This window comes from Sandaracinobacteroides sayramensis (assembly GCF_022014495.1).
GTDB classification, from domain to species: Bacteria; Pseudomonadota; Alphaproteobacteria; order Sphingomonadales; family Sphingomonadaceae; genus Sandaracinobacteroides; species Sandaracinobacteroides sayramense.
On record NZ_JAKLSQ010000015.1, the window covers coordinates 42,825 to 57,663 of the forward strand.

The 14,839-nt window shown below is 69.8% G+C and carries 13 protein-coding genes; 8 read left to right on the plus strand and 5 right to left on the minus strand.

Features of this window, described 5'->3' with window-relative positions:
• Positions 1 to 43: 43 nt before the first annotated feature.
• The 4 genes from L6Q21_RS12360 to L6Q21_RS12375 form a co-directional block, all read right to left on the minus strand.
• Positions 44 to 1,531 (minus strand): PepSY-associated TM helix domain-containing protein, encoded by a 1,488-nt coding sequence (locus L6Q21_RS12360; protein ID WP_237831075.1) that lies wholly within the window; start codon positions 1,529 to 1,531, stop codon positions 44 to 46.
• Positions 1,531 to 2,124 carry a hypothetical protein gene (locus L6Q21_RS12365; RefSeq protein ID WP_237831076.1) on the minus strand — a complete coding sequence of 198 codons (594 nt, stop codon included), beginning with the start codon at positions 2,122 to 2,124 and terminating at the stop codon, positions 1,531 to 1,533. The genes L6Q21_RS12360 and L6Q21_RS12365 overlap by 1 nt, the downstream gene beginning before the upstream one ends.
• Positions 2,121 to 4,394, minus strand: a complete 2,274-nt coding sequence (locus tag L6Q21_RS12370) for a TonB-dependent receptor (RefSeq protein WP_237831077.1) — start codon at positions 4,392 to 4,394, stop codon at positions 2,121 to 2,123. Before L6Q21_RS12370 ends, L6Q21_RS12365 begins: the two co-directional genes overlap by 4 nt.
• Positions 4,395 to 4,483: 89 nt before the next feature.
• Positions 4,484 to 5,056, minus strand: coding sequence for a TlpA family protein disulfide reductase (locus L6Q21_RS12375; RefSeq protein WP_237831078.1), 573 nt, complete (start codon positions 5,054 to 5,056; stop codon positions 4,484 to 4,486).
• Here L6Q21_RS12375 and argH point away from each other — a divergent pair.
• Genes argH through L6Q21_RS12400 form a run of 5 tightly spaced genes read left to right on the plus strand, consistent with a single transcriptional unit; the run spans position 5,055 to position 9,739 of the window.
• Entirely contained in the window at positions 5,055 to 6,485 is a 1,431-nt protein-coding gene (argH, locus tag L6Q21_RS12380) for an argininosuccinate lyase (RefSeq protein WP_255696884.1), read from the plus strand. The genes L6Q21_RS12375 and argH overlap by 2 nt on opposite strands.
• A complete protein-coding gene (locus L6Q21_RS12385) occupies positions 6,476 to 6,817 on the plus strand; it encodes a hypothetical protein (RefSeq protein WP_237831080.1) in 342 nt (113 codons plus the stop codon). The genes argH and L6Q21_RS12385 overlap by 10 nt, the downstream gene beginning before the upstream one ends.
• Positions 6,817 to 8,088 carry a diaminopimelate decarboxylase gene (gene lysA, locus L6Q21_RS12390; protein ID WP_237831081.1) on the plus strand — a complete coding sequence of 424 codons (1,272 nt, stop codon included), beginning with the start codon at positions 6,817 to 6,819 and terminating at the stop codon, positions 8,086 to 8,088. The genes L6Q21_RS12385 and lysA overlap by 1 nt, the downstream gene beginning before the upstream one ends.
• Before the next feature lie 14 nt (positions 8,089 to 8,102).
• Positions 8,103 to 8,975, plus strand: a complete 873-nt coding sequence (locus L6Q21_RS12395) for a UTP--glucose-1-phosphate uridylyltransferase (protein WP_237831082.1) — start codon at positions 8,103 to 8,105, stop codon at positions 8,973 to 8,975.
• Entirely contained in the window at positions 8,975 to 9,739 is a 765-nt protein-coding gene (locus L6Q21_RS12400) for a precorrin-2 dehydrogenase/sirohydrochlorin ferrochelatase family protein (protein ID WP_237831083.1), read from the plus strand. Before L6Q21_RS12395 ends, L6Q21_RS12400 begins: the two co-directional genes overlap by 1 nt.
• Before the next feature lie 416 nt (positions 9,740 to 10,155).
• Here the strand turns inward: L6Q21_RS12400 and L6Q21_RS12405 are convergent, their stop codons facing one another.
• Positions 10,156 to 10,926 carry an inositol monophosphatase family protein gene (locus L6Q21_RS12405; protein WP_237831084.1) on the minus strand — a complete coding sequence of 257 codons (771 nt, stop codon included), beginning with the start codon at positions 10,924 to 10,926 and terminating at the stop codon, positions 10,156 to 10,158.
• A 165-nt stretch (positions 10,927 to 11,091) separates the two neighbouring features.
• Here L6Q21_RS12405 and L6Q21_RS12410 point away from each other — a divergent pair, with 165 nt between their 5' ends.
• Genes L6Q21_RS12410 through L6Q21_RS12420 form a run of 3 tightly spaced genes read left to right on the plus strand, consistent with a single transcriptional unit; the run spans position 11,092 to position 14,791 of the window.
• A complete protein-coding gene (locus tag L6Q21_RS12410; RefSeq protein ID WP_237831085.1) occupies positions 11,092 to 12,285 on the plus strand; it encodes a sensor histidine kinase in 1,194 nt (397 codons plus the stop codon).
• A complete protein-coding gene (locus L6Q21_RS12415) occupies positions 12,282 to 13,028 on the plus strand; it encodes a LytR/AlgR family response regulator transcription factor (RefSeq protein ID WP_237831086.1) in 747 nt (248 codons plus the stop codon). The genes L6Q21_RS12410 and L6Q21_RS12415 overlap by 4 nt, the downstream gene beginning before the upstream one ends.
• A gap of 32 nt (positions 13,029 to 13,060) precedes the next feature.
• The gene (locus L6Q21_RS12420) at positions 13,061 to 14,791 is read left to right on the plus strand and encodes a phospholipase D family protein (RefSeq protein ID WP_272492463.1); all 1,731 of its coding nucleotides are present in this window, start codon (positions 13,061 to 13,063) and stop codon (positions 14,789 to 14,791) included.
• The last annotated feature ends 48 nt before the right edge of the window (positions 14,792 to 14,839 follow it).

Genomic DNA, 14,839 nt, shown 5'->3' on the forward strand with positions numbered 1-14,839 from the left:
GCCGCAAGGCCGGGCGCGCGGGAAGCGCCCCCGGCGATGTTTCTCAGACCAGAGCACGCGAAAGATGCGGGCGGGCCACGGTGTAGAGCAGCAGCAGGCCTCCGGCCGCGAGCGAGAGGTTGATGGCGGTCGCCACCGGGTCTCCGCCGGGGCGGCCGATGGCGTGGAAGGTGGTGAGGAAGAGGAGGAGCGCGCCGGTCAGCCCCCGGCCGAGGCGCGAGAGGGCGGCGGGCGCGAGCGGCCAGGCCGCCGCGAGGGCGAGGAGGCTGACGACGCCCCAGACGGCGATCGGCAGGACGAGCTCCGCCGTGGGCCAGCCGATGGCGGCGATGGCCGCGGCCGTGAGCGCCAGCGGCTGCCCCCAGATGACGGACGCCCAGACCTTCTCCCAATTGGGAGCCGGGCGGCCCTTGTCCCGCCGGCGGGCGAGCCAGATATGGACTCCGCCGGCCGCCAGATAGGTGAGGCCGAGGCCGAGGATGCCATAGGCGATCTTCACCGTGTAGCCGGCGAACCAGCCGAAGTGCAGCGGGCCGAGCGAGCCGAGGATCTTCTCGCCGAGGTTCGAGTCCTCCGCCTTGCTGGAATGGTAGAGGCTTCCCTCGCGGTCGAAGGCGAAGGCGCTGACGCCGGCGATGCGGTTGGGGGTGGTGCGGACGTTGAAGAGCGCCGCGCCGCCCATTTCCGTCGGATGCTCCAGCATCACATATTCGATCCGGCCGTCCGGGGCGCGGGCGACGGCTTGCGCGAACATCGGCCTCAGGTCGAGCGGCGGGGCCGGGCGGGGGTCGTCAACCGGGTGCGGCGGCAGGAACAGGCTGTAGACCTTGTCGGTGTCCCCCTTGAAGAGGGCGAGGCCGAGGACGCCGACGATGACGATCGACAGCCCGAGCAGCGCCCCCGTCAGCGAGACGATCACATGGAAGGGCAGCGCCCAGACGCCGATGCGGTTGTGGAGGTCCGCCTCCTGCAGGCGGCGGGAGCCGCCGAGGCGCAGGTGGAAGGCGTCGCGGAAGATGCGCGGGTGGGCGAGGATGCCCGAGATCAGCGAGGAGAGCAGCGCCACCCCGCTGAGGCCGACGATGAAGCCGCCCCAGCTGCGCGGCAGGTGCAGGTGGATGTGGAGGCGGGTGAGGAATTCCGACCAGAGCATGTCCGCCCCGCCCGTCAGCTCCCCGTCGGCGTCGGCGAGCAGGCTTTCCCGCTCGCCATCCTTCTCGGTGGTGACCATCAGCCAGGGGAGGTCGCGGTTGGGGAGGTTGATGAAGACATGCTCGACGCCGTCGCCGGCCTTTTCGAGCGCGGCGAGATAGGCGCGGTTCAGCGTTTCCGCCGAGACGCTTTCCATGCGCGGGGCCGTGGGGTTTTCCCAGCGCTGGAATTCGCGCGCGAAGACGGCGAGCGTGCCGGTGAGGCAGACGAGATAGAGGGCGGCGGCGAAGGCGAGGCCGAGGCCGCTGTGCCCCTTCAGCACGGCGCGCACGAAATCGGGCGAGGGGCTGAAGCTTCTGGCGCGGGGTTGAGCCGTCATCAAAGGCCCTTCAGGATGGCAAGGGTGAAGCCGACGACGGCGGTGCCGACGAGGACGGCGGTGGCGCGCAGGATTCGGCTGTCGGCAAGCGTCCAGGCCATGGCGGCGCCCCAGACGACCGGGACGATGAGGCCGCCGATCAGCAGGCGGGTCTGCGTTTCACCGGGCATCCAGACAGCGTAGCAGATGCCGATGCCCATCGCCGCCACCATGCCGATCGGGCCGGCGAGCAGCCAGCGCAGCGTGGTGCGCCAGGGGGTGGTGGGGCGTTCGGCCGGTTCGGGGGCGAGGCTGTCGCCGCCGCTCGCCCTCGCGCGGGCGGCGCGCGGGGTTTTCGCCGCGCGGACCTGAAGGCTGGAAGCGACGACCGCGAAGGCCGCCGCCGAGATGAGGGTGATGGCGATGAAGGGGCCGCGCGCCGGGCCCAGCGCGAAGGCCGGCCAGACCATGGTGAAGACGAGCGTAGCCCAGCCGGCGAGGCGCCAGGGGGTCTTGCCTTCCCGCAGTCTCCACGCGTGGCGCAGCAGGAGGGCGCCCGCCGCCCCGCCGGCGAGCATCAGCAGCATCAGCCCGGCGAAGGCGGCGTCGCTCAAAAGCCGGCCTCCAGAACGACGCCCAGCGTGCGCGGCTGGCCGAGGATCGCGGAGTTATAGGTGCGGTTGTAATATTGCATATATTCGGTGTCGAACAGGTTGGTCGCGAAGACGGAGACGCCCCAGTTCGCCGCCCGGTAGCCCAGCCGGGCGTTGACGAGGGTGCGCGCGCCGACGTGCGAGTCGGACTGCGGATGGCCGAGGTCGGTGAAGACGCTGCTGCGGTGGTTGGCGTTCAGATTGGCGCTGAAGCCGCTGCCGAAGCGGACATTGGCGCCGGCCGACAGCGTCCAGTGCGGGGCGTAGGGGAATTCCATGCCGCTGAAATCGGTGACGATGCCGACGTCGGTGGTGAATTCGTCGAACTTGGTGCGGTTGTGGGCGATGCCGGCGTACCAGTCGAACGCCTGCGAGACGCGGTGCGCGGCTTCCAACTCGAAGCCGTAGAGGTGCGAGCGGCCGGCGTTGGCCGTGTGGTAGTCGTAGAGGTTGAGGCCGAAGTTGACCGTGCTCTGCTGGTCCTTCCAGTCGATGTAATAGGCGTTGCCGTTCACCGTCAGCGCGCCGTCCAGCCAGACGGAGCGGAGCGAAAGCTCGTAGTTCCAGGTGTATTCCGGATCGTAGGGGAAGGCCTGCGAGCGGGCGGTGTTCACGCTGGAGCCGCCGGAGCGGTAGCCGCGCTGCACGAGGAAGGCGGTGGAGAGGTCGGGCGTCCACGCCATGTTGAGGCCGATCTTCGGCAGGAAGGCGGTGAAGGTGCGCGAGGTGGGGGGCGCGGCGCCGGCCGCCTGGTCCACCAGCATCTGCACGCCCTGGTTGATGGCGTAGATGGCGGGCGCCAGATCGCCATAGTCCGCCGGATTGGGGTAGACGCCGGCGAAGACCGCGCCCTGGTCGAGGGCGACCCGGTTGGTTTCCCGGTCTATGCGGAAGCCCGCCAGCAGCGAGAGGCGGTCCGTCAGCTCGTAGCGGCCGTCGGCGAAGAGGGCGAAGGTTTCCACCTTGCTGGAATAGTCCGAGAAATAGTCCACCGGCACTTGCGGCAGCGCCGCCACATAGAGCGAGGCGATATAGGCGGCGGTGGCGGCGTCGAGGCCGTTCTGCTGCAGCAGGCCGGAAATGGTGGTTTCCGGGGTGGGCACCATCGAGCGGCTTTCCGAGCCGGAATCCTGACGCCGGTTGTAGTAGAAGAGGCCGACGAGGCCGCTCAGCCGCTCGCCATGGTAGTTGAGACGCAGTTCCTGGGTGAGCGTGCGGACGTCGGCCCAGTTGGTGCCATAGGCGATGGGCTCGGCGGTGTTGTCGCCGTCGTAGCTGCGCAGCGAGTCGATGTCGATGTAGGTGGTGAGCGAGCTGAGGGTGAAGCCGCTGCCCAGATCCAGCCGGAGGTCGAGGATCGCCTGGTCGCTGTTGGTGTCGGAGGTGTTGGGCGCGTCCGAGTGATTCTCGCGGTTGTTGAAATAATCCTCTACGTCGAGATTGGCGTAAGTGAACATATAGCCACTCTTGCCCTTGAAATGCTGGTAGCTGGCGCGCGCCTCGAAGCCTTCGAGCGCCGACGGGGTCCAGAGCAGCTTGGCGCGGACGGAGGTGCTATCCACCGGGTTTTCCGGCGCGTCGCGCGTGGGGTTGAAGACGTCGCCGTCCGACTTGCGCTTTTCCGCCGCGACGCGGAAGGCGAGTTCGCCCGGCACGATCGGGCCGCCGCCGGCGATGGCGAAGTTGCGCGTGTCGCGGCTGGCGAGGATGGCGCGGCCCCGGAGGCTCCATTCGTCGGTCGGGTCGTTGGTGCGGATGTGGACGGCGCCGGCCAGCGCGTTCAGCCCTTGCAGCGTCGATTGCGGGCCGCGGAAGATTTCCACCTGCGCCACGTCCCACATGTCGGTCGGGCCGTTGCCGATCGCTTCCTGGATGAGGGGCGCCCCATCGACGAAGACGGTGGCGGTGGCGGCGTCGCCGCCGCCCGAGACGCCGCGGTTGGAGATGCCGCGGATGGTGAAGCCCGAATTGCCATAGGTTTCGGAGACGTTGACCGTGCGCTCGAACACGTCCTGCAGGGTCTGGATCGCCTCCTCCTCGATGCGGCGCGAGGTGGTGACGCCGACCGAGGCGGTGGTTTCCTGCAGCGAGCGGTGGAATTTCTCCCCGGTGACGATGATGTCGTCTGTGGGCTGCGCCTCAGCGGCTTCCGGCGCTTCGCCGGCGCGGGCGGCGGCCGGAATCAGCGTGGCGGCAAGAAGCGACGAGGAGAAAAGCAGGATATGGCGCATGTTGACCCCTTTTTGATCTGGGGCCGCGCCTAGTTGGGGCGATATTGCAAGTCAACCGCATTATCATTGCATGCCTGCAATGGCGGGTTTCAAAGCCCGAGCATCGCCCGCGATTCGGGCGAGGCCCAGTCGCGGTCGCCGGCGTAGCGCCAGACTTCCTGGCCCTTCTCGTCGTAGAGGATGGTGAGCGGCAGGCCCTTCGCCTTCAACTCGAAGCCGAACTGCATGCCGCTTTCGACCCGGGTTTCTAGGTTCGGATATCTGTCGGCGGTGAAGGCCTTGGAGACGGCGCGCCACCCCTCCATGTCCTGGCTGATGGGGACGACGAGGAGCTTGCCCTTCGTGTCGGCGGCGAGTGTGTCGAGGGTGGGCAGCTCTTTCAGGCAGGGCGCGCACCAGGTGGCCCAGAGGTTGACCAGCAGCTTGCGGCCCGGATTGGCGCGCAGGATGTCGGCGATGGTTTCGGTGGCGCCGTCCGGGTTGGTTTCCAGCGCCAGCGCGGGGGCCGGCCGGCCGGCGTGGCTGCGGTCGAAACCCGGCTTTGCCGCCGCCGGCTCCGCCTCGGCCGCTTGCGGGGCCTGCGGTTCGGCCTTAGGGCTCGGCTGCTGCTGCTGGCAGGCCGCCAGCAGGACCGACATGGACAGGATGAGGGCAGGCTTCATGGGAACCTCCGGCAACGACTCTGGCGCGGCGAGCCCGGCGGGGGCCAATGCGCTTTGGGGCGGGCGGTTCGAAGGCGGGCCCGCGGCGGTGATGGCCGAGATAAATGCCTCCATCCCCTTCGACAAGCGCATGTGGCGGCAGGACATCGCCGGCAGCCTGGCGCATGTGGCGATGCTGTCGGCGAAAGGCATCATCGACGCCGGGGCGGCGGCGCGAATCGCCGACGGGCTGCGGCGCATCGAGGCGGAATATGCCGCCGGCGGCGTGCCGGTGGATATCGCCCGCGAGGACATCCACATGACGGTGGAAAGCCGGCTGGCCGAGCTGATCGGGCCGGACGCCGGGCGGCTGCACACCGCGCGCAGCCGCAACGACCAGGTGGCGACCGACTTCCGCCTGTGGGTGCGCGATGCGATAGACGGCCATCTGGCCGCGATCCGCGCGCTGGCCGGCGTGCTGGCGGCCCGGGCGCTGGAGCATCGCGAGACGGTGCTTCCGGGCTTCACCCATCTGCAGGTGGCGCAGCCGGTGACGCTGGGGCACCATCTGCTGGCCTATGTGGAGATGCTGAAGCGGGACTTCGGCCGCTTCGCCGACGCCCGGGCGCGGCTGAACCAGTGCCCGCTGGGCGCGGCGGCGCTGGCGGGGACCGGCTTTCCTATTGATAGGCAGCAGACGGCGGCGGCGCTGGGCTTCGAGCGGCCGACCGCCAATTCGCTCGACAGCGTCTCCGACCGGGATTTCGCCATCGAATATCTGACCTCCGCCGCGCAGTGCGCGCTGCACCTGTCGCGGCTGGCGGAGGAGATCATCCTCTGGGCCAGCCAGCCCTTCGGCTGGGTGCGGCTGCCGGACCAGTGGTCGACCGGCTCGTCCATCATGCCGCAGAAGAAGAACCCGGACGCCGCCGAGCTGGTGCGCGGCCATTCCGGGCGGATCCTGGGGCTGATGACCGGGCTGATGGTGACGATGAAGGGCCTGCCGCTGGCCTATTCCAAGGACATGCAGGACGACAAGGAGCCGGTGTTCGAGGCGCATGATCTGCTGGAGCTGAGCCTGGCGGCGATGGCGGGGATGATGGAGACGATCGGCTTCGTGCCGGAGCGGATGCGGGCGAGCGCGGCGAGCGGCTTTTCCACCGCCACCGACCTTGCCGACTGGCTGGTGCGCGAGGCGGACGTGCCCTTCCGCGAGGCGCACCATATCACCGGCCGCGCGGTGAAGGCGGCGGAAGAGGCCGGCGTGCAACTGGACGGGTTGTCGCTGGAGGCCTTGCGGGGGATCGACCCGCGAATCGACGGGCAGGTGTTCGATGTGCTGAGCGTGGAGGCGAGCGTCTCCAGCCGGACCAGCCTTGGCGGCACGGCGCCGGCGCGGGTGAAGGAAGCGGCGGAAACCGCCCTGCGGGAGGTGCCGGCGTGGAGCTGAGATTCCTGCTGCCGCTGGGCGCGCTGCTGCTGTCCGCCTGCGGCTACAAGAGCGCGGTGACTCGGCTGGAGCCGCCGGACCCGGCGTTGACGAAGGACGAGCAGAAGGCGGCCCGCGCCGCCGAGCGGCGGCAGGTGGAAGCCGGGCTGCAGGTGCCGGCGGCCGCCCGCCCGCAGCGGGTCGACGACCTGACCGTGAAGCTGGAGCAGCGCCGCGACGACCCGTTCAGCCTGCCGCCCGAAGGCACGGCCGGCGGCACCCCCATTCCCTTCCCCGGCGACCCGCTTCCGAAGCCGGACGCGCGCCCGGCCGAGATCGCACCGGAACGCTGATGGACCATTTCGAGATTCGCGGCGGCGAGATGTTCGCCGAAGATGTGCCGCTGTCGGCGATCGCCGAGGCCGTAGGCACGCCCGTCTATGTCTATTCCGCCGGCACCTTGCGGCGGCATGCGCGGGTGTTCCAGCAAGCGCTTTCGGCGCTTGACCGGCCGCTCGTCGCCTTCGCGGTGAAGGCCAACCCCAATATCGCCGTGCTGAAGCTGCTGGGGCAGGAGGGGCTGGGCGCCGATGTGGTTTCCGAGGGCGAGATGCGCCGGGCGCTGGCCGCCGGCATTCCCGCCGACCGCATCGTCTTTTCCGGCGTCGGCAAGACCGATCCGGAGATGGAAGCGGCGCTGGAAGCCGGAATCCTGCAACTGAATGTGGAAAGCGAAGGCGAGCTGGAACGGCTTTCGGCCGTGGCGGCGCGGAGCGGGCGGACGGCGGAGATCGCCCTGCGCGTGAACCCCGACGTGGACGCGCGGACGCTGGCGAAGATCTCCACCGGCAAGGCCGAGAACAAGTTCGGAATCCCGCTGGACAGGGCGGAGGCGCTCTACGCCCGCGCCGCTTCGCTTCCGGGCATCCGTGCCGTGGGGGTGGCGGCGCATATCGGCAGCCAGCTGTTCGATCTGGCGCCGCTGGAGGCGGCCTATCGCAAGCTGGGCGAACTGGTGGCGCGGCTGCGCGCCGCCGGGCTGACGGTTTCGCGCGTCGATCTGGGGGGCGGGCTGGGCATTCCCTACGACCCCGCCTTGCCGCCGCCGCCCTCCCCCGCCGACTATGGCGCGATGGTGAAGCGGGTGACCGACGAATGGCCGGACCGGGCGGGCATCCGGCTGATGTTCGAGCCGGGGCGGCTGATCGCCGGCAACGCCGGCGTGCTGCTTTCCCGCGTGGTGACGGTGAAGGAGGGAGCCGCGCGGCGCTTCGTGGTGCTGGACGCGGCGATGAACGATCTTATCCGCCCGACGCTTTATGGCGTCTATCACGATATTCGCGCGGTTCGCCCGAGGCCGGGCGAAACGCTGGCGACGATCGTCGGCCCGGTCTGCGAAACCGGGGACATGTTCGCCGAGGATCGCCGGCTGACGCCGCTGCAAGAGGGCGACCTGGTGGCGCTGATGACGGCGGGCGCCTATGGCGCCACCATGGCCGGCACCTACAACTCCCGCCCGCTGGTGGGCGAGGTGCTGGTGGACGGCAGTCGTCAGGCTGTCATCCGGCCGAGGCAGACATTGGAGGAACTTCTGGCGCTCGACCGGGTGCCGGACTGGCTTTGAAGAAGGGGCATGTTTTGAAACCAGTCAAGAAAGCCGTCTTTCCCGTGGGGGGCATGGGCACGCGATTCCTGCCGGCGACCAAGGCGGTGCCGAAGGAAATGCTTCCGGTCGTCGACCGGCCGCTGCTGCAATATGCCGTGGACGAGGCGCTGGCCGCCGGGATCGAGCAGATGATCTTCGTGACCGGCCGGGGCAAGGCGGCGCTGGAAGACTATTTCGACGTGGCGGCCGAACTGGAAAACCTGCTGCGCGCGCGCGGCAAGGAAGTGGAGCTGCGGGTGCTGGAAGGCACGCGGCTGTCGCCCGGAAGCATCGCCTATGTGCGCCAGCAGGAGCCGGCGGGGCTTGGCCATGCCGTCTGGTGCGCGCGCCACATCACCGGCGACGAGCCCTTCGCCGTGCTGCTGCCGGATGAGTTGCTGTGGAACCCCACGGACCCCTGTCTCGCGCAGATGGTGCGCGCCCGCAACGAGGTGGGCGGAACGGTGATCGCGGTGATGGAAGTGCCGGAAAAGGAAACCCATCGCTATGGAATCGTCGACCCCGGCGCCAGCCATGGGGCGCTGACGGAAGTGAAGGGCTTCGTGGAGAAGCCCAAGCCCGGGACGGCGCCCTCGCGCCTCGCCGCCGTGGGCCGCTATCTGATCGAGCCGGAATGCATGGCGCTGCTGGCCGAGGGCAGGCGTGGGGCCGGCGGCGAGATCCAGCTGACGGACGCGCTGGCGCAGCTGATCGGCCGCCAGCCCTTCCACGCCTACACCTACTCGGGCGCCCGCTTCGACTGCGGCGACAAGGCCGGCCATGTGACCGCCAATATCGCGCTGGCGCTGGCGCGGCCGGACATCGGCCCGGCGGTCAGGGCCTGGCTGGACGCGAACGTCCGCTGATGGAAAGCCTGCCGCTCTTCCATCGGTTGCAGGGCGCGAAAGTGCTGCTGCTGGGCGAGGGCGAAGCGGCGGAGGCGAAGGCGCGGCTGGTGCGCGAGGCCGGCGGCGAGCCGGTGGCGGAAGTGGAGCCCGGCGTGCGCCTCGCCTTCGTGGCGCTGGCGGAGGGGGCCGAGGAGGCAGCCGCCCGGCTTCGCGCCGGAGGGCTGCTGGTGAATGTGGCCGACCGGCCGGAGCTTTGCGACTTCTTCGTGCCGGCGATCGTCGACCGCTCCCCGGTGGTGGCGGCGGTCGGCACCGGCGGCGCGTCCGCCAGCCTCGCCAAGGCGCTGAAGGAGCGGCTGGAGCTGTTCCTGCCGGTGGGGCTGGGGGCGCTGGCCAACGCCATCCGGCAGGCGCGGCCCTCCGTTTCCGCTGCCCACCCGGAGGTGGCCGACCGGCGGGGTTTCTGGGCGCGGCTGCTGGCGCCGGGGGGGGCGCTTGATCCGCTGGCTTCGGTCGCCGATCCGGCGGAGGCCATTTCGCTTGCTCTGGCCGGGGGCTACCAGCCGGAAGACCGCTTCGACACCATCCAGGTTGGCGAAGGCGGCGCCGAAGCGTTGACGCTGCGCGAACTGCGGTTGATGGCGCAGGCCGACCTGGTGATCCAGGAACCGGGCGTGCCCGCCGAAGTGCTGGCGCTGGTGCGCCGCGACGCGGCGCGGCGGGTGGGCGAGGAGGTGCTTGAGGGAGATGTTGGGCGGGTGGTGCTGATCCGCTTGGGGTGAGTTGCTGGCGCGGTTTTCGAAGGGGCTCTGCCCCTTCACCCCGGCAGGGAAATGATTTCCCTGCACCCTCTTTTCGTTTGGTTGTGGGGGATTGGGGCGGTTGGGTTGGTGGTGGGGCTTGATTGCCTGCGGCGCTGGTTTTTGTTTCTTGCCTTGTGGGTGTGGGACGCTCGCACCCCACCCCAACCCCTCCCCTGACAGGCGAGGGGCTTTTTGCCTTCTTGCGCCGCAGGCTTTTGGAATTGTTGGCGGGCGCTGGGTGCTGAGAAGCTGGACCCCGGGTCAAGCCCGGGGTGACGGGTGGTGATTGTTGAGGATCGGGGGTGCAGGGGCGTCACGCCCCTGCTGGGGTGAAGGGGCAAGGCCCCTTCGGACTTCTCTTTATCGCCGTCCGGCGACGGGGTGGCGAAGCCTGCTCAGATCCGCTCCAGCGCCTCGCGGTGGGTGCGGTGGTCTCCGGCGGCCAGCACGTGGCCTTCGCTGGTGAGGGAGAGCGGCTTGCCGTGCCAGTCGGTGATGAGGCCGCCGGCGCCCTGGATGATGGGGACGAGGGCGGCCCAGTCATAGGGTTTCAGCCCTTCTTCCATCACGAGGTCGAGGTGGCCGGCGGCCAGCAGGCCGTAGTTGTGGCAGTCTCCGCCGAACAGCATGTCGGCGACGGAGCGGCCGACGCGCTGGAAGCTGGCGTGGCCGGCGGCGGTGAAGGCGAGCGGGTGGGTGGAGGCGGCGCGGGCGCGGCGCAGCGTCTCGCACGGGCGGACTCGCACGGACTTGCCGTTCAGCGTCGTCTGCGGGCGGCCGACGGTGCAGCCGAGCCAGCGGTCGTTGGCGGCGCCGGCGGAGAGGAGGCCGAGGATCGGCTTGTCCTGCTCGATGAGGGCGATGAGGGTGCCGTAGAGCGGGCGGCCGGCGACGAAGCCGCGCGTGCCGTCGATCGGGTCGATCACCCAGACCCGGCCGGAGGAGCCGCGCTCGACTCCATATTCCTCTCCGTAGATGCCGTCGGTGGGGCGGTCGCGCTTCAGCATCTGGCGGATGGCGGCTTCGGCGGCGCGGTCCGCGGCGGTGACGGGGGAGAGGTCCGCCTTTTCCTCGACCTTCGTGTTGGCGCGGAAGAAGGGGGCGACCGCTTCGTCCGCCGCGTTGGCCAGGCGCTGGATCAGGATGATGTCGGACTCGATGCTCATGCCGCGCGGCCTTCTCATATGGGCTTTGGGCGGTGCTAGCTTGCCGGCCGGCGTTGGGGAAGGCCGATTTTCAGGGTTAACGGCAAATGAACCGCTTCGACCAACCGCCATTGCCCGTCGACGAAGGGCGTCGCATGGCCGGCGTTGTTTCTCTAATGTGACGGAATGAACAAAGGCTTCAGGCCCCATTCGCACGGCGCAGGCTGGGAGCCGCAGCGCGAGGATGCCCCCGAGCCGCTAGCGGCGCTGGCAGCCGGTGGCGTTGCGGATGGGGGGGCGGACGGCGGGGAGCCGGGGGCGCGGCTGGCGCTCGCCTCCATCCTGGGCTTCTGGCTGGTCTATTTCCTGCTGGCGACGGCGCGGGCCGCCATTTCGATGATGCCGGCGCAGGACGAGATGCTGCTGCGCCGCGCCATCGTGACGGTGGTGGCGATGGGGCTGACCGGCCTCCTCTACCTGCTGCTGCGGCGGATGGGGGACCAGCGGACGGGGAAGCTGCTGACGATCGCCTTCGCCGCCTCCGTGCCTTTGGCCTTTGCCTATGCGACGGTGAACTACATCGCCTTCTACGGCTTCCCGCTCAATGCGCATGCGCTGGACGGGATGGACAGCTACAAGCAGAAGGAGGCGCCGCTGGCGATGATCGCCTCCACGGCGCTGGAATGGTATTTCTTCATCGCCGCCTGGGCGGTGATGTGGGTTGCCCTGCTGTATGCGGCGCGCGTGCGGCGGGTGGAGCGGGAGGCGGCGCTTTACGCCCGCGCCGCGCAGGACGCGGAGCTGCGGGCGCTGCGCTATCAGGTGAACCCGCATTTCCTGTTCAACACGCTGAACTCGCTTTCTTCCCTGGTGCTGCGGGAGCGGGCGGAAGAGGCGGAGCGGATGATCCTGAACCTTTCCACCTTCTTCCGCGCCTCGCTGACGCGGGAGGCGAACGAGAATGTGACTCTGGCCGACGAATTGCAGCTGCAGCTTCTCTATCTGGACATCGAGAAGGTGCGCTTCCCCGAGCGGCTGATCGTGAAGGTGCTGGTGCCCGAACAGTTGATGGACGCGATGGTGCCGGCGCTGATCCTGCAGCCGCTGGTGGAGAATGCGATCAAATATGGCGTTTCCCGCAGCCAGCGGCCGGTGACGGTGACCATCGCCGCCGAGGCGATCGGCGACCGGCTGGAGCTTTGGGTGCGCGACGACGGCGAGGGGCTGCCGACCGGCAACGAGACGGGCTGCGGCGTGGGACTGGCCAATGTACAGGCGCGGCTGAAGGCGCTGTGGGGCGACGCGGCGCATTGCGTGGCCGGGGCGCCTTCGGCCGGCGGCTGGCTGGTGCGGCTGTCGATGCCGCTGGTGAAGGCATGAGTTCCCTGAAGACGCTGATCGTGGACGACGAGCCGCTGGCCATCGAGCGGATGCAGATCCTGTGCGCCCGCATTCCGGGCCTGCAACTGGTGGGGACGGCGCAGGACGGCGAGGCGGCGCTGCGGCTGATCGGCGCCTTGGCGCCAGACCTGATCTTCCTGGACATCGCCATGCCGGGGATGACCGGGCTGGATGTGGCGCATGCGTTGGAAGGGCGGGAGAAGGCGCCGGCGGTGGTGTTCGTGACCGCCTTCGACCAGTTCGCGGTGGCGGCCTTCGATGCGGCGGCGGTCGACTATCTGCTGAAGCCGGTGGCGCCCGAGCGGCTGGAAAAGGCGGTGGCGCGGGTGGCCGAGCGGCTGCGGCTGGCCGCCGAAGCGCCGGCCGGCGAGGCGCAGGCCGACGGCCGACATGCGCGCGAATTCTGGGTGCCGAACCGGGGCGAGCTGGTGCGGGTGGCGGTTTCCGACATCGACCGGATCGAGGCCGAGCGGGACTATATGCGCCTGCACAGCGGCAACCGGAGCTGGCTGATCCATGAGACCATCGGCGCGCTGGAGGCGCGGCTGGACCCGGCGGAGTTCATCCGCGTCCACCGCTCCGCCATCGTGCGGCGGGCGCGGATCGCCCGGCTGGCGCACGACGGGCAGGGCAACTGGACGGCGGAGATGGAGGGCGGGCAGCAGCTTCGGATCGGCCGCACCTATCTGGCGAGCGTGCGCGCCAGCATCGCCAGGGGCTGACGCCGGCCGCGGCTTCGGCCAGAGTGGCGGCGATGGGGTCGGTGTTCCTTTCCGAGTCGCGGGGGCCACGGCGGGATTCGCCGGCGGAGGATCTGCCGTTTCCGCCGCGCGGCGGGCTGAAGGTGACTCCGCTGCTGCTGGCGGCGGAAATGTATCCGGAGCTGGAGCGGCTGGTGCTGGGCGCGAAGGACCGGGCGTTCCTGGCCTTTCGCGTGTTCGATCCGGCGACCGCCACCCGTTCGAAGGAGGCGAAGGCCGAGGGGCTGGAGGACTGGGCCTCTCTCATCCGCGCGCGGGTGATGGCGGGGGTGACGGTGCGCATCCTGCTGACCGACTTCGAGCCGACGGTGGCGCACCGGCTGCACGCCAGCAGCTGGTCCAGCTTCGCGGCCTTGCGCGAGGTGCTGCGCGAGCTGCCGGAGCCGGACCAGGAGCGGCTGGAGATCATCGTCAGCCAGCATCCGGGCGAGCTGGGCTGGGGCATGCGGCAGTTGCTGCGGCTGCCGATGGGGCTGTTGCTGCGGCGGATCGTGCGCGAGTTCGCCGAGAGCGGCGGCGACATCGAGGAATTGCTGGCGGTGCGGCCGGGGCTGTGGCGCTATGTGAAGAACGAGGATGGCCGCCCGCGCTTCCGGCGCGGGCCGGCGCCCCGGCTATGGCCGGCGACGCACCACCACAAGTTCGCGGTGGTCGACGATCAGGTGGCGATCATCGGCGGGCTGGACGTGGACGAGCGGCGCTGGGAAACCCGGCGCTACAACCAGCCGGCGCCCGAGACCTGGCACGATGTGAGCGTGAAGCTGGAGGGGCCGGCGGCCGGCGACGCCGCCGAGCATTTCCGCCGGCTGTGGAATTTCGAGCTGCCGCGATTCCGCGAGATCACCAGCCACTGGCTGCGGGGCGTGGACCGGGAGCTGGTGATCGACCCGCTGGACCCGATGCCCGAGGCGATTCCCCTGCCGCCGGCGGTGGAGGGCGGCGCGGCGCGGGGGCAGGTGCTGCGCACGCAATCGCGCAAGTCTCGGCAGATGTTCGCGCTGGGGCCTTCGCGGCACATCCGCGAGCTGATGCAGGCGCACCGGGCGCTGATCTTCGCCGCCGAGCGGACGCTCTATATCGAGGCGCAGTTCTTCCGCTCGCGCCGGGCGGCGGGGTGGATCGTGGAAGCCGCGCGGCGCAACCCGAAGCTGGAAGTGATATTGGTGATGCCGCAGGCGCCGGAGGAAGTGGCGTTCGACGGGCAGGGCGGCAACCCGGCGCACCAGCATGGCGAATGGCTGCAGGCGAAGGCGGTCGGGCGGTTGAAGCGGCGGCTGGGCGATCGGGTGGGGCTGTTCGCGCTGGGGCGCAAATCGGCGCTGACGGACGAGGAGAGGGCGCTGGTGGAAGATGGCGGCGCCGCCTTCGGCGCGGGGATGATCTATGTGCATTCCAAGCTGCTGATCGCCGACGACCGGCTGGCGCTGGTCTCCTCCGCCAACATGAACGGGCGGAGCTTCGGCTGGGATTCGGAATTCGGGCTTCTGTGGGAGGATGCGGCGAGCGTGGGGGTTTTCCGGCGCCGCTTGTGGGGGCAGCTTCTGGAAAGGAAGCCGGAGGAGGTGCCAGCGCCGGGCGAGGGGCTGGCGCTGTGGCGGGCGCAGGCGGAGGCCAATCTTGGAAAGCCGCCGGAAGAGCGCGACGGCTTCATCCTGCCCTATCGGCTGGCCCGCGTGCGGCGGCGCGGGCGGCCGAACTGGTTCGTGCCCGACGATCTGGTTTGAGCGGCGGCTTTCGCGGCGTCTTTCGCGGCGGGGCGATGCCGGGATATG